The organism is Buchnera aphidicola (Rhopalosiphum maidis) (assembly GCF_003671935.1).
GTDB classification, from domain to species: domain Bacteria; phylum Pseudomonadota; class Gammaproteobacteria; order Enterobacterales; family Enterobacteriaceae; genus Buchnera; species Buchnera aphidicola_AL.
In genome coordinates, this window is record NZ_CP032759.1 from 538,736 (window position 1) to 560,112 (window position 21,377).

Annotated in this window: 15 protein-coding genes and 2 pseudogenes; 11 read left to right on the plus strand and 6 right to left on the minus strand. The window is 26.1% G+C overall.

The features are described 5' to 3' along the window. Positions 1-33: 33 nt before the first annotated feature. The 10 genes and pseudogenes from ftsW to speD all read left to right on the plus strand — a co-directional run. Positions 34-1,155, plus strand: a pseudogene (gene ftsW / locus D8S97_RS02665) (cell division protein FtsW); the annotation flags it as partial. Continuing rightward, a complete protein-coding gene (murG, locus tag D8S97_RS02670) occupies positions 1,156-2,220 on the plus strand; it encodes an undecaprenyldiphospho-muramoylpentapeptide beta-N-acetylglucosaminyltransferase (RefSeq protein WP_158361452.1) in 1,065 nt (354 codons plus the stop codon). Between the two features lie 52 nt (positions 2,221-2,272). Beyond that, positions 2,273-3,726 (plus strand): annotated as a pseudogene (gene murC / locus D8S97_RS02675) (UDP-N-acetylmuramate--L-alanine ligase). Continuing rightward, positions 3,723-4,640, plus strand: a complete 918-nt coding sequence (locus D8S97_RS02680; RefSeq protein WP_158361454.1) for a D-alanine--D-alanine ligase — start codon at positions 3,723-3,725, stop codon at positions 4,638-4,640. The pseudogene murC and the gene D8S97_RS02680 overlap by 4 nt, the downstream one beginning before the upstream one ends. A gap of 342 nt (positions 4,641-4,982) precedes the next feature. After that, positions 4,983-6,239 (plus strand): cell division protein FtsA, encoded by a 1,257-nt coding sequence (gene ftsA, locus D8S97_RS02685; protein ID WP_158361456.1) that lies wholly within the window; start codon positions 4,983-4,985, stop codon positions 6,237-6,239. 48 nt (positions 6,240-6,287) lie between these two features. Next, a complete protein-coding gene (gene ftsZ / locus D8S97_RS02690; protein WP_158361458.1) occupies positions 6,288-7,442 on the plus strand; it encodes a cell division protein FtsZ in 1,155 nt (384 codons plus the stop codon). Between the two features lie 283 nt (positions 7,443-7,725). After that, on the plus strand, positions 7,726-8,070 hold the full coding sequence (erpA, locus tag D8S97_RS02695; RefSeq protein WP_158361460.1) for an iron-sulfur cluster insertion protein ErpA: 345 nt from the start codon (positions 7,726-7,728) through the stop codon (positions 8,068-8,070). A 78-nt stretch (positions 8,071-8,148) separates the two neighbouring features. Then, positions 8,149-8,856, plus strand: coding sequence for a 5'-methylthioadenosine/adenosylhomocysteine nucleosidase (locus tag D8S97_RS02700; RefSeq protein WP_158361462.1), 708 nt, complete (start codon positions 8,149-8,151; stop codon positions 8,854-8,856). Between the two features lie 223 nt (positions 8,857-9,079). Further along, positions 9,080-9,940, plus strand: coding sequence for a polyamine aminopropyltransferase (gene speE / locus D8S97_RS02705; RefSeq protein ID WP_158361464.1), 861 nt, complete (start codon positions 9,080-9,082; stop codon positions 9,938-9,940). Between the two features lie 27 nt (positions 9,941-9,967). Next, positions 9,968-10,774 (plus strand): adenosylmethionine decarboxylase, encoded by an 807-nt coding sequence (gene speD / locus D8S97_RS02710; RefSeq protein WP_158361466.1) that lies wholly within the window; start codon positions 9,968-9,970, stop codon positions 10,772-10,774. Between the two features lie 87 nt (positions 10,775-10,861). Here the strand turns inward: speD and lpdA are convergent, their stop codons facing one another. The 4 genes from lpdA to D8S97_RS02730 form a co-directional block, all read right to left on the minus strand. Next, positions 10,862-12,292, minus strand: coding sequence for a dihydrolipoyl dehydrogenase (lpdA, locus tag D8S97_RS02715; protein ID WP_158361468.1), 1,431 nt, complete (start codon positions 12,290-12,292; stop codon positions 10,862-10,864). A gap of 26 nt (positions 12,293-12,318) precedes the next feature. Further along, positions 12,319-13,542: a 2-oxo acid dehydrogenase subunit E2 gene (locus D8S97_RS02720; protein WP_261789576.1), complete on the minus strand. Its 1,224-nt coding sequence runs from the start codon at positions 13,540-13,542 to the stop codon at positions 12,319-12,321. A 13-nt stretch (positions 13,543-13,555) separates the two neighbouring features. Further along, positions 13,556-16,222: a pyruvate dehydrogenase (acetyl-transferring), homodimeric type gene (gene aceE, locus D8S97_RS02725; protein ID WP_158361470.1), complete on the minus strand. Its 2,667-nt coding sequence runs from the start codon at positions 16,220-16,222 to the stop codon at positions 13,556-13,558. 231 nt (positions 16,223-16,453) lie between these two features. Continuing rightward, positions 16,454-17,503 (minus strand): GMP reductase, encoded by a 1,050-nt coding sequence (locus tag D8S97_RS02730; protein ID WP_158361472.1) that lies wholly within the window; start codon positions 17,501-17,503, stop codon positions 16,454-16,456. Positions 17,504-17,640: 137 nt separating this feature from the next. Here D8S97_RS02730 and coaE point away from each other — a divergent pair, with 137 nt between their 5' ends. Then, on the plus strand, positions 17,641-18,288 hold the full coding sequence (gene coaE / locus D8S97_RS02735; RefSeq protein ID WP_158361474.1) for a dephospho-CoA kinase: 648 nt from the start codon (positions 17,641-17,643) through the stop codon (positions 18,286-18,288). On the opposite strand, the gene mutT is transcribed toward coaE, so the two are convergent. Next, entirely contained in the window at positions 18,285-18,689 is a 405-nt protein-coding gene (gene mutT, locus D8S97_RS02740) for an 8-oxo-dGTP diphosphatase MutT (RefSeq protein WP_158361476.1), read from the minus strand. The genes coaE and mutT overlap by 4 nt on opposite strands. Before the next feature lie 34 nt (positions 18,690-18,723). Then, a complete protein-coding gene (gene secA, locus D8S97_RS02745; protein WP_158361478.1) occupies positions 18,724-21,348 on the minus strand; it encodes a preprotein translocase subunit SecA in 2,625 nt (874 codons plus the stop codon). Between the last annotated feature and the right edge of the window lie 29 nt (positions 21,349-21,377).

Consider the following 21,377-nt stretch of genomic DNA (forward strand, 5'->3'; position numbering starts at 1 on the left):
TTTAAAAAAAAAAATAATATAAAAAATAATCATATTCTATTATATGATCGTTTCTTAGTATGGTTGACTTTAGGTTTATGTGTAACAGGATTAGTTATGGTAACTTCTTCATCTATTCCTATAGGTCAAATTTTATATCACGATCCCTTTTTTTTTGTAAAAAGAGAAATATTTTATTTTTTTTTAATATTTTTGTTATCTTTTATTTTTCTACGTATACCTATTTTTTTTTGGGAAAAAAATAGCAATTTAATATTAATTATTTCAATTTTTTTACTTACAATTGTATTATTAGTTGGCAAATCAGTGCATGGATCACATCGATGGATAAGCATAGGTATATTGCATTTACAACCTTCTGAAGTATGCAAAATATCTTCTTTTTTTTACATATCTAATTATTTGTCGCGAAAAATAAAAGAAGTGCGTAACCGTTTTTGGGGTTTTTTAAAACCTATAACAATTATTACAATACAATCAGTTCTTTTATTAGCGGAACCTGATTTAGGTACAGTTATTGTTTTATTTGTCACTACTTTGTCAATTTTATTTCTTTCTGGAGTAAAAATAAAACAATTTATTACAGTTATTTTATCAGTAGTATTGATTATTACTGCTTTAGTTTTTTTCGAACCATATCGAATTAAAAGAATGTTATCATTTTGGAATCCTTGGAACGATCCATTTGGTAATGGATACCAATTAACACAATCTTTAATAGCTTTAGGACGTGGTCATTTTTTTGGACAAGGTTTAGGCAACTCAATACAAAAATTAAATTATCTACCAGAAGCTCATAGTGATTTTATATTTTCTATAATAGGTGAAGAATTAGGCTATATAGGCTGTTTTTTAATATTATTAACAATTTTTTTAATTTCTTTTCGAGCTATGTATATAGGACAAAAATCTTTTGAAAAAAAACAAATTTTTTCAGGATTTTTAGCTTGTTCAATTGGTTTGTGGTTTAGTTTTCAAACACTTATAAATATTGGAGCTGTAACTGGAATATTACCTACTAAAGGTTTAACCTTACCATTAATTAGCTATGGTGGTTCAAGTTTAATTATTAATTTAATGGCTATTTGTATATTGTTAAGAATTGATTTTGAAATACGATTAAGTGAACATCAAGCTTTTCCTAAAGGTATTTAAATGAATTCTAAAAAAATAATGATTATAGCAGGTGGTAGTGGTGGACATGTTTTTCCAGGTCTTGCTATTGCAAAACACTTGATTAAAAAGGGATGGGATGTTAATTGGATAGGTACAAGAAATAAAATAGAAGCTGAAATTATTCCAAAATATAATATTAAAATTCATTTTATAAAAATTCAAGGATTACGTAATGCTAGCTTGAAAAATTTAATTTTTTCTCCAATAAATATATTAAATTCTTATTTTCAGGTTAGAAAAATAATAAAAAAATGGATGCCAGATATTATGTTAGGAATGGGGGGATACGTATCAGGTCCAAGTGGAATAGCAGCGTGGAGTTGTAAAATTCCCTTTGTGTTACACGAACAAAATAAAATTGCAGGAATAACAAATAAACTACTTTCTAAAATTTCTACAAAAAACATGCAAGCATTTTCAGGAACTTTATTAAATGCAGAAGTAGTAGGCAATCCTGTTCGTGAAAATATTATTAATGTACCACCACCAGTTGAACGTTTTAAAAATAGAAAAGGCCCTTTAAGGATTTTAATTATTGGAGGTAGTCAAGGTGCTTCTATTTTTAATAAGACTCTTCCAGAGATATCGTTTTTTTTAAAAGAAAAAGTTATTATTTGGCATCAATCAGGTAATCATGATTTTCAATTCACTAGAAAAAAATATAAAAAATACAGTTCATATAAACATATAATAAGTGCTTTTATCGAAAATATAGAAGAAGCATATGCATGGGCAGATATAATTATATCTCGATCTGGCGCTTTAACAGTAAGTGAAATTACTGTAGTAGGATTAGGTGCAATATTTATTCCTTATCCACATAAAGATAAACAACAATATCTAAATGCAGAAGATTTAAAAAAAAATGGTGCTGCAAAAATTATTGAACAATCAACATTTAGTACAAAATTAGTGATAAAAATATTAAATTCTCTAAATAGAGAAAAACTTTTTTTAATGGCTAAAAAAGCTTATTCTCTAGGAATGAGAAATTCTACGTCAAAAATCTCTAAAATTATTCACGATGTTAGTGGTAAAATATAAAACGTTACTAATAGCATAAATATTAAATATTTTTACTAAAAAAAAATTAAAAATGAATATAAATAAGATAAAAAAATATAATTTTTTTAAAGAAAAAAAATTTAAAAAAATTCATTTAATAGGCATTTCTGGATCAGGAATGAGTGGAATTGGGCTAATTTTATTTAAATTAGGATATAAAATTAGTGGTTCAGATTTATCAAAAAACTTTATGACAAAAAAACTAAAAAAAATGGGAGTAAGTATTTATTTTCAACATTCTGAAGAAAATATTAAATATGCTGATTTAATTGTTATATCCAGTGCCATTCCTTCTGATAATCCAGAAATCACAGCAGCTAAAAAAAAAATATTCCTATATTGTTAAGATCTGAAATGCTTCAAATATTAATGCAATTTAAATTTGGAATAGCGGTATCTGGAACACATGGTAAAACTACTACTACTTCAATGATTTTTGATATATTAAAGAACAATAAATCAGATCCTACAGTTATTAATGGAGGCTTAATAAAATCGATTAATTCTCATGCAAAACTTGGTTTTTCTGATTATCTTATTGCAGAAGCAGACGAGAGTGATGCTTCTTTTCTTTACTTAAAGCCTGTAATAGCTATTGTAACTAATATAGAATCTGATCATATAGATAATTATAATGGTAACTTTGAACTATTAAAAAAAGCATTTTTACATTTCTTAAATCAAATCCCATCATACGGTATTGCTATACTATGTATAGACAACCATGCAATTCTTGATATTTTACCAAAAATAAAATGCAGAGTAATTACATATGGATTCAATAAAAATGCAGAATTTTGTATTACATCTTATAAACAACGTAATTTTATAAGTAATTTTACATTAATTAGAAAAAAACAATTAAATAACTTAGAAATTACTTTAAATTTACCAGGTGAGCATAATGCATTAAACGCTACTGCTGCTGTTGCTTTTTCAACATGTCAAAAAATACCTGACAAAACAATTTATCAATCATTAAAAAAATTTCAAGGAACTTCGAGACGATTTGAATACATTGGAAAATTATTTATAAAAAAAAAATCTATTCAAAACGAAAGTGTTATGTTAATAGATGATTATGGTCACCATCCAACTGAATTATCTGAAACTATTAAAACAATACGAAAAAGCTGGCCTAAAAAAAACTTAATAATGGTATTTCAACCTCATCGATATACGAGAACTCGAAGTTTATATTACGATTTCGTTAGAATTTTATCTCAAGTAGACTTTCTCTTAATACTAAATGTATATTCTGCAAATGAATCATATATTCCAGGAGCAGATAGTTTTTCACTATATAGTGATATAAAAAAAATGAAAAAAACAAATGTAACCTTAGTAAATAATCATAATTTAATATTAAATTTTCTTATCCCTTGTTTAAGGGGAAATGATATTATCTTATTGCAAGGTGCTGGAGATATAGACACTATAATAGATAAAATTTTTATCTTAAAAAATAAAAAAGTGATAATATGAAAAAGAAAATAGCAGTATTATTAGGAGGTAATTCTTCTGAAAGAAACATTTCAATTAAATCCGGCTATGCAATTCTTAAAAGTTTATTAAGGTCTGGATTTAATGCGCATGCAGTTGATACTCGTGATTTTCCTATCATGCAATTAAAAAAACAAGGTTTTGATAGTGCTTACATTGCTCTTCATGGAAAAGGTGGTGAAGACGGTAGTATTCAAGGAATTCTCGAATATTTAAATATTCCATATACAGGTAGTGGAATTATGTCTTCTGCAATTTCTTTAGATAAATGGAGAACTAAATTATTGTGGAAATCTTATTCTCTTCCAGTGTTACCAGATGTGTATCTGAAAAAAGAAGATATTTTAAAATATACATATCCTTATATTTTAAAAAAAATTTTAAAATTGCAATTTCCTGTTGTAGTGAAACCAAATAATGCAGGTTCTAGTATAGGAGTTACAATAGTTCATTGTCACAACTTACTAATTGACTCTATTAATATCGCATTCAATTATAGCAATGATATAATTATTGAAAAGTTTTTGGAAGGAAGGGAATACACAGTATCAATCCTTAACAGAAAAATATTACCTCCTATAAAAATTCTTACAAAAAATAGTTTTTATAATTATAGTGCTAAATACACAGAATCTTCGACTAAATACTTATGTCCAAGTGGATTAAATCATCAAAAAGAAAAAGAATTAAAAAAAATAGTAAAAATAGCTTGGAATACTTTAGGATGTAAAGGCTGTGGAAGGATTGATACAATATTAGATAAAAAAAACAATTTTTGGTTGCTAGAAATAAATACTATTCCTGGAATGACTCATCGAAGTTTAGTTCCAATAGCCGCTAAAACTATAGGAATATCATTTGATGAACTAGTGTTAAAAATACTTAAAAATGAATAAAAAACTATTTTTTATTTTTTTTAATTAATAAAATTATTTAAAATCAAAAATTAATTTAATAAAGATTAGAAAAAAATATACTATTTTAGTTAAAATATCAAAATAACTAAAAATTATTAGTTAATAATATAGCTGTATTTTACAGTATTTTTTTTTAAATATAAAAATATTGTATAAACACAAACAATAAATTAATTAAAAATTAATCATTTCTATAAAAATAAAAACCGTAAAAAACATTATTTATGTTAAGTAATTACGCTATGAAATAAATATAAAAAATTAGAAATCCTGTTTTATTGTAAAAGTCATATTTAAAAATATAGTATAGGCTAAAGAATAATGATTATATCAAAAAACAGAAAATTAGTAGTCGGACTAGAAATTGGTACTACTAAAGTAGTCACTTTGGTTGGAGAAGTTCTAATAGATAATCAAATAAAAGTAATTGGAATTGGAATATGTGAATCTAAAGGAATAGATAAGGGTAGAATAAATAATTTAGATTTAGTAATTTCATGCATACGAGAATCTATTCATCAAGCTGAAATTATGGCTAATTGTCAAATAACCTCTGTTTATTTATCTTTGTCCAGTAAATATATTAACTGTCAAAATGAAATAGGTATAGTTCCTATTTCTGAAGATGAAGTTACGAAAGAAGATATAGAAAACGTAATACACACTGCAAAGTCTGTAAAAATTCTTAACGAACATCACATATTACATGTAATTCCACAAGAGTACTCTATTGATCAACAATCTGGAATAAAAAATCCTATAGGTTTATCTGGAACAAGAATGCAGGTAAGAGTACATTTAATTACATGTCATAAAAATATGGCTAAAAATATTATTAAAGCAGTAGAAAAATGTGATGTAAAAGTTGATCAAGTCATTTTTTCTGGTCTTGCTTCTAGTAAAGCTGTTTTAACTGAAGATGAATGTAAACTAGGAGTTTGTATGATTGATATAGGAGGAGGGACAATTGATCTTATTACCTATATTGATGGATCTATACAAGATAGCCAAGTTATTCCATATGCTGGTAATATTGTAACTAAAGATATTTCATACGCTTTTAGTACGTCTTATGCAGATTCAGAAAAAATAAAAATTACATATGGTTCTGCGATAAAACTTTCTCCTGGAATGTCGAAAAACATTGATTTATCTAATAAATATGAAAATTTTCAAAAAAATCTGCAACAAGACACAGTAATAGAAGTAATTGAATCAAGATATAGCGAATTATTACATTTAATTAATCATAGAATTCTTTATGTGCAAAAAAAACTTTATAAAGAAGGAAGAAAATATCAATTAACAGGTGGTATAGTACTTACTGGAGGCGCGTCAACAATTTCATTTTTAACAGAATGCGCAGAAAAAATTTTTCAAAAAAAAATTAGAATTGCTAAACCTCTAAACATTTCAGGATTAACAGAAAATATAACTGAACCACATTATTCAACAGTAGTTGGTTTATTACACTACGGAAAAGAATTTTACTTTAATGATGAAAACAAAAAAAAAGAAAATTCTTTTATTGAAAAATGGTTTAAGCAAATTAATAATTGGTTTAAAAAAGAATTTTAAAAATAAATAAACCTTCTAAAAATTAAAGATAGATAACGGAATTAAATTATGTTTGAACCTGTAGAATTAAGTAATAATGCAGTAATTAAAGTAGTTGGTGTTGGTGGTGGTGGTGGAAATGCAGTAGAACATATGGTACGAGAACGAATTGAAGGTGTTGAATTTTTTGCTATTAATACCGATGCACAAGCTTTAAGAAAAGTAGAAGTAGGACAAACCATACAAATAGGAAATAATATTACTAAAGGATTAGGAGCTGGTGCTAATCCAGAAATTGGACGTACTTCAGCAGAAGAAGATAAAGAATTATTAAAATCTGCATTAGATGGTTCTGATATGGTGTTTATAGCGGCGGGAATGGGTGGAGGAACTGGAACTGGAGCAGCACCTGTAGTAGCAGAAATAGCAAAAGAATTGGGCATTCTCACCGTTGCTGTAGTAACAAAACCTTTTAATTTTGAAGGTAAAAAAAGAATGATTGTTGCTGATCAAGGAGTTGTAGAATTATCAAAACATGTAGATTCTTTAATTACAATACCTAATGATAAATTACTCAAGGTATTGAGTAGAGGTATTTCTTTACTAGATGCTTTTGGTGCTGCTAACAATGTTTTAAAAGGAGCTGTACAGGGAATTGCTGAATTAATTACTCGACCAGGTTTAATGAATGTAGATTTTGCTGACGTAAGAACTGTGATGGTTGAAATGGGATATGCAATGATGGGAACAGGAATATCTTCTGGAGAAAATCGTGCTGAAGAAGCTGCAGAAATTGCTATATCTAGCCCATTATTAGAAGATATAGACTTATCAGGAGCACGAGGTGTTTTAGTTAATATTACTGCAGGTTTTGATTTAAAATTAGATGAATTCGAAACTGTAGGTAATACTATTAGATCTTTTGCTTCAGACAATGCAACAGTTGTTATAGGTACTTCTTTAGATCCTGATATGAATGATACACTTAGAGTAACAGTAGTTGCCACAGGTATTGGGATGGAAAAATATTCAGACGTTAATCAAACAAAAAACAAATCTTCTAAAGAACTTCTAATGGATTATCGCTATCAATATTTAAATATCTCACCTACAACAATAGATAAAAAAAATGTAAAAAATGAAATAAAAGAAACAGAAAATCAAAAAAGAAAAGAACCAGAATATCTAGATATTCCTGCTTTCCTTCGCAAACGATCTGATTAACTGTTTTAAAATTAAAAATTTTACATTTTAAAAGATTTATATGTTAAGAAATATTATTTTTAATATTTTTTATTGTACTAAATAAAAATAATATTATTTTTACATAACCTGCGCCAATAATTAATATATTATCTATCGGCGCAAGGACTTTTTTATTATAAAATAATAAATTAATTTGATTTTTTTCATACTAAAAATATGTTTAAAAATTTTTTTGTGATAAAATCAAATAAAATATTTTATTTTCTAAAATTTCTTTAAATATCTTGAGAATATATTAAAAATGGAAACAAATCCTAAAAAATATATTGAATTCACTGATTCGGCTACAAATAAAATAAAAAATATTATTAAAGAAAAAAAAAATAAAAATTTAAAACTAAGAATATACATTATTGGTGGTGGATGCAGTGGATTTCAATATCAATTTATTTTCGATGAAAAAATTAGTGAAGATGACATATTAATTAAAAAATCAAATGTTTCTCTTTTAGTTGATCCTATCAGCTTACAATATTTATATGGTGGTACAATAGATTACTTAGAAAATTTAGAAGGATCAAAATTCATAGTATCTAATCCAAATGCTAAAAACACCTGCGGATGTGGTCTGTCTTTCAGTATTTGAAATATATTATTAATTTAAAATCATTAAAATTCTAGTAATTATTAATAATCTTAAAAACTTAAATCTTATTTATAAAAAATGAAAATTGGAATAATCGGTGCTATAGAACAAGAAATTAAAAAAATCAAAGAAACTATAGATAATTTAACAACAGAAAAAATCGGGAACATTAAAATTTATAAAGGAAAATTTAAAAAAATAGAAATTTTTCTCATTCGATCAGGAATTGGAAAAGTTTCTGCAAGCATATCCACTATGATTCTCATCAACTTATTTCAACCTGATTTTATTGTTAACAGCGGTTCTGCAGGAAGTTTGAATTCCTCTTTAAAAATAGGGGATATTATTATTCCCAAACAAACATGTTACCATGATGTAAATTTAACAAATTTTGGATACTCTAGAGGACAAGTTCCTCAATATCCTAAAAAATTTAAGACCAATAAATATTTACATGAAATTTTAAAAAAAATTGCTATTAATTTTAAATTTAAATTTTTAACAGGACTTCTTATCACTGGAGATTCTTTTATTAGGGGAAATAATTTTATAAAAAAAATAAAGAATCAATTTTCTTCAGCAATAGGAGTAGAAATGGAATCTACTGCGATAGGTCAGGTATGTTATCAATTTAAAATTCCTTTTATTGTAATAAAATCAATATCTGATTTATCTGACAGCAACGCTACTTCAAACTTTGAAAAAAACATTTCAATCGCGTCGTTAGAGTCTTCAAAACTAGTAATATTGTTATTAAAAAAAATAAGTTCTCAGAATTCTATTTAATAAAGAATAGCGTTTTTATTATATTTTTGATAACCTTGTACTATTTTTTAAATTTATATTAAAAATGTATTATTTATTACGATCAGTCAATTTTAAAAGTTTTTACTGTAAAATAATTATCCTTCTTTTAAAAAAAAGTCTAAAAATACATTCTATTATTTCACTATACTCAGTATAGACTATTCGTATTTAAATAATTTATATTTTATAGGATAAAAAAACCATGATTAATGAAAAAATATGGCATGAAAAACTTCATCGTCATATTGGACAATACTTTTCAATTGACAAAATATTATATCAAAAAAAAAATAAATACCATGATATTGTTATTTTTCAAAATTCTATTATGGGAAGAATCATGGTAATAGATGATGTACTTCAAACTACAGAAAAAGATGAATTTATATATCATGAAATGTTGACTCATGTTCCCATATTTTATCATGGGTTCATAAAAAAAGTATTAATAGTAGGTGGCGGAGACGGAGGTATATTACGAGAAATATGTCGACATAATAGTATTGAAAATATTACTATGGTTGAAATTGATATAAATGTTATTGAATTATGTAAAAAATTTTTCCCTAGACACAGTAACAACGCATATAAAGATCCACGTCTAAAAATAGTTATAGATAATGGATTAAATTTTATAAAAACAACAAAAGAAAAATTTGATCTTATCATATCAGATTCTACTGATCCTATAGGTTGTGGAAACGATTTATTTTTATCAGAATTTTACTTACATTGTAAGAATCATCTTTTTGAAAACGGTATATTTGTAGGACAAAATGGTATTTTTTTTCTACAAAAAAACAATATTAATCAAAGTTATAAAAAATTAAAAAAATATTTTAATGACGTAAGTTTTTATCAAGCAACTATTCCTAGTTATTATGGCGGAGCAATGATGTTTTCTTGGGGTACCGATAATATGGATTTACGTAAAATAAATGCTACAAATTTAGAACAACGTATAAAAAATACACAGTTATCTTTTAATTACTATAATTCCAAAATTCATATAAGTAGTTTTTATTTACCTGAATATATAGTTAATACGTTAAATAAAAGTTAAAAATCCTTATGTAGGAGAGTAATTAAATTGCAAAAACTAAAATTATATGGCTTTAATAATTTAACTAAAAGCCTAAGTTTTTGTGTTTACGATATTTGCTATGCGAATACTAATGATTCACGAAATAGTTATATTTCTTATATTGATGAACAATATAATGCTATTCGACTAACAAAAATATTAAAAAAAACCTGTTCAATTATTGGTGCCAATGTTCTTAACGTTTTCCATCAGGATTATGAACCTCAAGGTGCAAGTGTAACTATTTTAGTATGCGAAGATCCAATAAATTTAGAAAAAGTAAACATTGTAAATAAAAACAATAATATTATATCATCTTCTGTATTAGCTCATTTAGACAAAAGTCATATTTGTGTTCATACATATCCAGAAAGTCATCCTCAAAGTGGAATTTGTACCTTTCGTGCAGATATAGAAGTTTCAACATGTGGAATAATCTCCCCTCTTAATGCATTAAATTATCTTATTCATCAATTAGAATCAGATATTGTAACAATTGAATATCGTGTTAGAGGATTTACTCGAGATATTCACGGTATAAAGCATTTTATTGATCATAAGATTGATTCTATTCAAGATTTTATGTCTAATGATATAAAATCAATGTATGAAATGATCGATGTTAATATATATCAAGAAAATATTTTTCATACTCGTATGCTACTAAAGGTATTTAATTTAAAAAACTATTTATTTAATATTAACGTAGAAGATTTGTCAAAAAAAGAACGTTCTTATATTATAGACTTATTATGGAAAGAAATGAGAGAAATATATCATGGTAAAAAAATCTCTATGATTAAAAAAATATAACTTTTGAAATTATATTTTTTTTAAACTATTCAAAAGTTAAAAAATTGATACACTTCTTTCCTTCCTCTAAAAGAAGTGTATCAATTGTTAGTTTAATAATGATTTTTTTAAATTTAAAAGATCTGTTACTGTTCCTTGAAAAACTTCTGAAGCTGAACAAATCGATTCACTTAAAGTTGGATGCGGATGAATAGTAAGTGAAATATCTTCAGCATCACACCCCATCTCAATCGCAAGTCCAATTTCACTGATTAATTCGCTAGCATTTGTACCTACGATAGATCCACCAATAATTTTATTAGTATCTTTGTCAAAGATTAACTTTGTCATACCTATATTACAATTTGATGCATTTGCTCTTCCCGATGCACTCCAGGGAAATAAAGAAACTTCATAATCTATATTATTTTTTTCAGCTTCTTTTTCATTTAAACCTACCCAAGCAATTTCAGGATCAGTATAAGCAACTGATGGAATAACTTTAGGTTCAAAATAATGTTTTTTACCAGAAATGACTTCAGCAGCAATATGCGCTTGCTGTATTGCTTTGTGAGCTAACATAGGAAAACCTGTGACATCACCAATAGCATAAATATGAGATATATTTGTTTTTAATTGCTGATTTACTTGAATAAATCCAAATTCGTTTAATTTTAATCCAATTTTTTCTAATCCTAGAGAGTCAATATTTGGACTTCTTCCAATTGCAACAAGTATATTATCATAATAACAAATATTTTCATTTCTGTTTTCTTGAGCTAAAGTAACAATAAGATCGTTATTTTTTGATCGTTCAAGTTTTTTAACATGAGTATTTAACAATAAATTAAATTTATTTTTAATTGTTTTTAAATATATGTCAGTGACATCTTTATCTACTGAAGGAAGAAAAACATTAAATCGATCAACAATATCTACTTTTGAACCCAATGCACTATATATTGTTGCCATTTCTAAACCAATAATACCTCCTCCTATAATTAAAAAACGATTAGGTATATTTTTTAGTGATAAAGCATCTGTTGAATCCCAAATTTTATTATCTTCATTAGATAAAGAAGGTATTTTTATAGGTGTGGAGCCGCTAGCAATGATTGCATGTTTAAAAAAAATTGTAAAAGAATTTTTTTTATTTTCTACAAAAACACTATGATCAGTATTAAAAAATGCTTTTCCTTGAATAGTTCTTATTTTTCTTTTTACCCCCATATTAGCTAATCCAGTAGTAAGTTTATTAATAATTTTTTCTTTCCAATTATTAATTTTTTCAATATCAATAATTGGTTTATTAAAAAAAACTCCTGTTTCAGATAATTCACTTGCATCTTTTATTACCTTAGCTATATGCAATAATGATTTTGAGGGAATACATCCTACATTTAAACATACACCACCTAATTGTTCATAACGTTCTATTAAAACAGTATCTAAATTTAGATCTGCACATCGAAAAGCAGCAGAATAACCTGCAGGTCCTGAACCTATAATTAAAACTTCGGATTGAATTTCTTGATGCATTTGAATGAACCTCTTTAGAAAAAAAATTACATAATTAAAAAACGTATATCAGATAATAATTTTCCAATAAAAGTTAAAAAACGAGCAGCATCTGCTCCATTAATGACACGATGATCATATGATAAAGATAATGGTAACATTAAAGAAGGAATAAATTCTTTTCCGTTCCATAGTGGTTTGATTGAAGACTTTGAAACTCCCAGAATTGCAACTTCAGGAGCATTGATAATTGGAGAGAACCAACTACCTCCAATTCCACCTAAATTAGAAATTGTAAAACAACCCTCTTTCATGTCTAATTCATTTAGTTGATTTTCACGCGCTTTCTTTGAAAGAAGAATTAGTTCAGAAGATAAACGTGATATGTTTTTTTTATCAACATCTTTCAAAACAGGAACAAATAAACCACGTTCAGAATCAACAGCAATACCAACATTAACATAATTCTTTAAAAGAATTGTTTTTTTATTTGAAGATAAAGAACTATTAAAAATAGGAAATTCTAGCAATGCACACGCTACAGTTTTTATAATGAAAGGTAATATAGTAATATTAGAAATTATATTATTTTTTTGTTTTTTTTGACTATTATATTTCTGACGAAATTCTTCTAATAAAGTGATATCAACTTCATCAAATTGAGTTACGTGAGGTATATTTACCCAATTTTGATGTAAATTTTTACCGACAATTTTTTGAATATTTGTAAGAGATATTTCTTTGAATGAAGGTTTATGAGAATTTTTAATATTATTTTTTTCTATATCAAAAAAGTTTTTGTTTATAGTATTATTTTTTATATATAATTCAATATCTTCTTTTAAGATACGATTTTTAGGTCCAGAAGGTTTAATATTTTTTAAATCAATGCTTAAATGACGAGCTAAACGTCTTATAATTGGTGTTGCATGAACTAACATATTTTTTTTAATATTTCTTTCTTCTAAAAAATTTTCACTTGATTTTTTTTCTTGTTTTATGACATTTAATTCTTTTTTATTTTTAATACGATTAACATTATCAATTTTAAAAACCATAATTGTAGATAAAGTTGTTACTTTTTCACCAACTTTTATAACAATATCCTTTACAACTCCAGATGTTGGTGATGGTATTTCCATAGAAGCTTTATCTCCTTCTACAGTTATTAACGCTTGATCTAATTTTATTTCTTCACCAATTTTTACTAATATTTCTGTTACCTCGACTTCATCCAAACCAATATCAGGCATTTTAACTTCAATATGCACTTTTCTTTACCTCTTAAGCTAAACGCGGATTAATTTTATCTGCATTAATATTAAATTTAATAATCGCTTCTTCTACTACTTTTTTATTAATATTATTTAATTTAGCTAACAAGTTTAAAGCAGCTACCACAATATAATAAGCACTAACTTCAAAATGGTCACGTAATTTATCACGACTATCTGAACGTCCAAAACCATCTGTACCTAATACATAATATTCATTTGATGGAATATAATGACGAATTTGTTCAGCAAATAACTTCATATAATCAGTTGCTGCTACAGCTGGAGAAGAATTCATTACAGTTTTAATATAAGCAATTCTTTTTTTTTCAAATGGATGTAGCATATTCCATCTTTCACAGTCTTCACCATTTCTAGCTAATTCTGTAAACGAAGTTACACTATAAATATCTGCAGTTATAGAATAATCATTAGATAAAATTTCACCAGCTTTACAAACACAACGTAAAATAGCTCCAGATCCCATTAACTGTACTTTTAATTTAGTTCCTTGAAAAGTTTTTAACTTATAAATTCCTTTACAAATACCTTGCTCTACGCCTTTTGGCATGGCAGGCATGTAATAATTTTCATTAATTGTTGTAATATAATAATATATGTTTTCTTGAAGAGGACCATACATTCTTCTTAATCCATCTTGTATTATAACAGCAACTTCATAAGCAAATGCAGGATCGTAAGAAATACAATTAGGAATTGTTAATGATTGTATATGACTATGACCATCTTCATGCTGTAAACCTTCTCCGTTTAAAGTAGTTCTTCCAGAAGTTCCTCCAATAAGAAAACCTCTTGCTTGCTGATCACCAGCAGCCCAAAAAAGATCACCTATTCTTTGAAAACCAAATATTGAATAATAAATATAAAAAGGAATCATAGGAAAATTATTCGTACTATAAGAAGTAGCCGCTGCTAACCAAGACGAAGCAGCACCTAGTTCATTTATTCCTTCTTGCAATATTTGTCCTTTTTTGTCTTCTTTATAATAAGCTAATTGTTCTCGATCTTGAGGAATATATTTTTGTCCAATAGAACTATAAATTCCAATCATTCTAAACAAACCTTCCATGCCAAATGTACGAGCTTCATCTGCTATGATTGGAACTATTAAATTTTTAATGCAATGATTTTTTAAAATTAAATTTAAAACACGAACAAAAGCAACAGTAGTGGAAATTTTTTTATTTTGTTCTTCTAATAAAGATTTAAAGTCTATTAAATCTGGAATATTTAATGCATTAGTAAATTTAGATAAACGAAATGGGATATAACCACCCAGTTTTTTTCTTTGTTGATGCATATAGCAATATTCTTTAGAATTTTTTTCAAAAACAACATATGGTAATTCTTCAATATCTTTATTTAATATAGGAATATTAAAACGATCTCGAATGTAAATAATTCCATTAACATTAATTTTTTTTATTTGATGTGCTGTATTTTTACCTTCAGCAATAACACCCATACCATATCCTTTAACTGTATGAGCCAAAATAACAGTTGGTTTATCTTTGATCTCCTTGGCTTTTTTTAATGCGTTAAACAGCTTTTTAGGATCATGTCCTCCCCTATTTAAATTCCATATTTCTTCATCTGTCATATCTTTTACTAATTCTAATGTTTCTTTATATTTACCAAAAAAATACTTTCGAACATATGCTCCATCTTTTGACTTTAACGTTTGATAGTCACCATCTATTGTTTCATTCATTAGTTGAATTAATTTTCCAGTTTTATCTTTTTTTAATAAAACGTCCCATTTTCCTCCCCATATCACTTTTATAACTTTCCATCCAGCTCCATAAAAAAAACTCTCTAATTCATTTACAATTTTACCATTACCTACTACTGGACCATCTAGTCTTTGTAAATTACAGTTTATTATAAAAATTAAATTATCTAATTTTTCACGAACAGCAATAGAAATAGCTCCTTTAGATTCTGGTTCATCCATCTCACCATCTCCTAAAAAAGCATAAACTGTCTGTTTAGATGTATTTTTTAATTCACGATTTTGTAAATATTTTAAAAATTTTGCTTGATAAATAGCACAAAGAGGTCCTAATCCCATTGAAACAGTTGGAAATTGCCAAAAATTGGGCATTAATTTAGGATGGGGATAAGAAGACAACCCTTTCCCATCAACTTCTTGCCTAAAATTGTCAATTTGTTCTTTTGACAAGCGACCTTCTAAAAAAGACCTAGCATAAATACCTGGAGCAATATGACCTTGAAAATAAACTAAATCACCTCCATCTTCATTATTTCTAGAACGAAAAAAATGATTGAAACATACCTCATATATTGTTGCAGAAGATTGAAAAGAAGATAAATGCCCTCCTAACTCTAAATTTTTTTTGGAAGCACGTAAAACCATCATTATGGCGTTCCAACGAATAGCTGAACGAATACGTCTTTCTAAAATTAAATCGCCTGGATATTCAATTTCTTCTTCACTACTAATTGTATTAATATAATCGCTAGTAAAAAAACATTTAAAAAAATTCGATCTAGTTATTTTAGACTTCTTCAAGATCTTTTCAATTAAAAATTTAGCTCTTTCGAGACCTTCTTCACGAATAACAGATTCAATTGATTGTACCCAATCGTTAGTTTCGATTGGGTCCACGTCATCATTATATAAATTTTCTGACATGGTTTAAATTCCTTATGTATTGTATTTAAAAAAAATGAAATTTAACTCTTCAAATATCATTACTTTTAAAGTAATAATCAATTTTATGTAATTAAGTAATTTTAATTTTTTAAAAAAGAGAATTTTTTTATTTAAGACAACTGTCAACTTCTAAAAAAAATCAACAAAACTAACTATATAGTATAATTAATTTTATTGATTTTATTTTTTTAACTTTTAAAAAAATCCATTTTAATTTTTAAAATTATTAAAAATACGATTTTCTTGTTCGCTAACTCGTATAAAAGTAGTCCTTTTAGTTAACTCTTTTAACTTTTGTGCTCCTACGTAAGTACAAGAAGAACGAAGTCCTCCTAAAATATCACGTACAGTTATATCTACGTTGCCACGAAAAGGTATTTTAACTATTTTCCCTTCAGATGCACGATATCCTGGAATTTTACCTATATATCGTTTCATTGCAGAAATAGAACTCATACCATAAAATAACATAAACTTTTTAGATTTTTCTTTGATTATTTTTCCCAAACATTCAGTGTGCCCTGCAAAAATACCACCCAACATAACAAAATCAGCACCACCTCCAAAAGCCTTTGCAATATCTCCAGAAACAGTACAGCCTCCATCACTAATGATTTGACCGTTTAATCCATGTGCAGCATCTGCGCACTCTATAATAGCTGATAATTGTGGGTAACCTACTCCTGTTTTTACTCTTGTAGTACATACGGAACCAGGTCCTATACCTACTTTTACTATATCTGCTCCAGATAATATTAATTCTTCAACCATTTCACCAGTAACAACGTTACCTGCACAAATAATTTTATCTGGAAAAAAATCTCTTACTTTTTTCAAAAAAGAAACAAAATACTCAGAATAACCGTTAGCTACATCAATGCAAATATATTTTAATTCAGAAGACAAAGAAAAAATTTTTTTTATCTTTAAAAAATCTAAATTAGATGTTCCAATTGAAACAATGACATGTTTCAATATATTTTTTGAAGAAATTTGAATAAAATCTTTCCATTCATCAAAAGAATAATATTTATGTACTGCTGTTAATATATTAAATTTAGATAAAGATTCAGCCATACGAAAAGTACCTATAGTATCCATATTAGCTGCAATAATTGGAATTCCTAACCATTTTATGGTAGAATATTTAAAAGAAAAACAACGAATAAGATTAACTTCCGAACGACTTTTTAAAGTAGATCTTTTTGGCCTTATCAGAACATCTTTAAAACCTAGTTTAATATCTTCTTCAATACGCATAAAATAAAAGTCCTGTACTAAATATTAAAATATGATATAAAAAATTTTATAATATAAAAATAGTTTTTTTAATAAAAATTGAATATTTCGTATTTTTAGTACTATTAAATATCTAAAATTAAATAAATAAAACAATTATGACTTATATTGTAGCACTTACTGGAGGAATTTGTAGTGGAAAAACTACTGTTTCTGATAGCTTTAAAAAAATAGGTGTTAATATTATTGATACTGATATCATTGGAAGAGAAATAATAGAAAAAAAAACAAAAATATCAAGTTCTATTAAAAAAAAATTCGGTAAAACAATATTAAATAAAGACAATTCAATAAACCGTTTTTTTCTGAGAAATTATATTTTTAATGATAAAAAAAGTAGATTATGGTTGGAACATATACTACATCCTATAATTTTAAAAGAAAGTAAAAAAAAGATAGAATCAACAAAATCAAATTGGTGTTTATGGGTTGTTCCATTACTTTTTGAAAAAAAAATAGAAAAAAAAGCAAACCGAATACTTTTAATTGACACACCAGTAAGAACACAAATCAAACGTATAGTAAAACGAGATAAAATAAGTATTTATGAAGCTAAAAAAATTATTGCTCATCAAATTAGTAGAAAGAAAAGAATTTATTTATCAGATGATATTATATTAAATAAAAATAAAAATATTAAAAAATTAAATTCATACGTGTACTATCTTAATAATTTTTATATGTATTTATCAAAAAAAAATAATCAAAGAAATATAAAAAAAAATAATCTAACTAAGTTTTACTAAAACATATGTATTTTTTTATAAATTACATTTCTTTCTAAAGCGTTAATAATATTATTATTTGGCGTGGGAAAATTAAAATATTTTAAATTATCAAAAAATATCCATTGATATACATATCCTTCTTTACTATATGCTCTGCCTTTCCATTTAGTAACTAAAAAAAAATATAATTTTATTTTTTTATAAAAAAACTCAATACATCGAAAACAGCGAAATTTCAATATCTTAAGATCTACTTCTTCTGACAACTCTCGCTTTAAAGCATGTATTAGAGTTTCATTTTTTTTTACTTTTCCTCCTGGAAATTCCCATAAATCCGAAAAATATTTGTTTTTTTTTGCTTTAGTAATATAAATTTTATTTTTTTTTATAATTATTCCAATTGCTATATTATAATTCATTAAGTAAAATCCAGATTAAAAATTTTAAAAAAACTTATAAACTTCCATGACAATACTTATATTTTTTTTCAGATCCACAAAAACAAGGTGTATTTCTTCCTATTTTAATATTGTCGTTTAATACAAAAGAGTTATTATTAATATTTAAATTTATATTTCTCTTTATATAAGATAAATCTAATTTACTGAGAAAAGATATAACCTCATATTTTAATAATTCCAACATATTAGAAAACATATTAAAAGATTCACGTTTGTATTCCTGTTTAGGATCTTTTTGGGCGTAACCACGTAAATGAATCCCTTGTCTTAAATAATCCATTGCAGATAAATGTTCTTTCCAAAGAGAATCTAGTGTTTGTAGCATAATAGATTTTTCTATCATTCTGATGTTAGAAAAACCTATTTCAACTTCTTTTTTAAGATAATTTTTTTTTGCAATATCAATAATTTTTTTTACAATATTTTCTTTTTTTATATCAGGATCTTTTTTTAACCAATCTTGAATTGATATGTTTAAGTTAAATTCAATATTTAATTTTTTTTCTAAATCTAAAATATTCCATTTGTTTTTTGGAAAATCGAAATTTACATGTGTTTTAATTGTACGATACAATACGTCTTTTAAAATATCGTAAATAGTTTTTTGAATGTTTTTTGAATCAATTAATTTATTACGCTGTGCATAAATTACACGACGTTGTTCATTGCATACATCATCATATTCTAATAATTGTTTTCTAATGTCAAAGTTACGATTTTCTACTTTTTTTTGAGCATTTTCTATGGCTTTTGTAACCCAAGGATGTTCAATAGCTTCATTAAAAGATAGTCCTAACTTTCTCATCATACTAATGATTTTATCAGATGCAAAAATCCTCATTAGTGAATCTTCCATAGACAGGTAAAAACGTGAAGAGCCACTGTCTCCTTGTCGACCAGAACGTCCTCTTAATTGATTATCAATCCGACGTGATTCATGACGCTCAGTACCAATAATATGCAATCCTCCAGATAAAACAACTAAATCATGTTGTTTCTTCCAATTTATCTTAATTTTTTCAATTTTATCTAAACATACATTTTTTTCTAATTCTGATTCTAAACTACCTCCTAGTACAATATCTGTGCCTCGACCTGCCATATTAGTAGCAATTGTTACTGATTTCGCTTTTCCTGCCTGAGCTATAATTTCAGCTTCTCTTGCATGAAATTTAGCATTTAAAACATTATGCTTAATATTTAATTTTTTTAGTTTTTTTGAAATCATTTCTGATTTCTCAATTGAAATTGTACCTACTAAGACAGGTTGATTTTTTTTTATACAATTTTGAATATCTTTTAAAATAGCGTTTATTTTTTCTTCTTCAGTCATATAAACTAAATCAGGCATATCTTTTCTTATCATTGGCTTATTTGTAGGAATGGTAATAGTGTCCAGATTATAAATTGAACTAAATTCAAAAGATTCAGTTGAAGCAGTACCTGTCATACCGGCTATTTTTTTATATAAACGAAAATAATTTTGAAATGTAATCGATGCTAAAGTTTGATTTTCATTTTTTATAACAACGTTTTCTTTTGCTTCTATTGCTTGATGCAGTCCATCAGACCATCTTCTACCTGGCATAGTTCGACCTGTGTGTTCATCCACAATAATAACATTGTTACCTTGTACAAGGTAATCTACATTTCGTGTAAATAAATTATGCGCACGTAAAGCGGATATGACATGATGCATTAATATAATATTATTTGAAGAATATAAAGATTCTCCTTTTTTCATTAATTTTTGATTAAGTAATAGCTTTTCAACTTCAACTAAACCTCTTTCAGTTAAATATATTTGTTTTGATTTTTCATCAATAGAAAAATGACCATTTCCGTGAAATTTTTCTGAATCTTCTTTTTTTTGACAAATTAAAGATGACACTAATTTGTTAATTTCTTTATATAAAAAAGAACTATCTTCTGAAGGTCCAGAAATAATTAAAGGCGTTCTAGCTTCATCTATTAAAATAGAATCAACCTCATCTACTAAAGCATAATTTAACTCACGTTGAACTCTTTCTTCAGGAGAAAAAACCATATTATCTCGAAGATAATCAAATCCGTATTCATTATTAGTACCATAAGTAATATCACATAAATAAGCCTTTTTTTTATCAAGAAAAGACATTTCAGATAAATTTAAACCAACTTTCAAACCAAGAAATTCAAATAAAGGAGTATTTTTTTTAGCATCTCGCTCTGCTAAATAGTCATTCATAGTAACTATATGTACTCCTCGACCTGTTAATGCATTTAAATAAGAGGGTAAAGTTGAAGTTAATGTTTTTCCTTCTCCTGTACGCATTTCTGCAATACATTGTTTATTTAAAACTATACCACCAAGAATTTGAACATCAAAATGACGCATATTGAAAACACGACGACTTGCTTCTCGAACTGTTGCGAAAGATTCTGGTAATAAATTATCTAAACTTTCACCATTTTGTAATCTTATACGAAATAATTTAGTATTTTCTTGCAGTTTCTTATCTGATAATTTTTTAAATCTTTCTTCTAATTGATTAATTGAAGATACTATATTTTTAAATTTTTTTAAAACACGATCATTACGATTACTAAATATTTTAGTTAAAAATTTAATAAACATATTAGAATTCTCAAGTTATACTTTTTTAT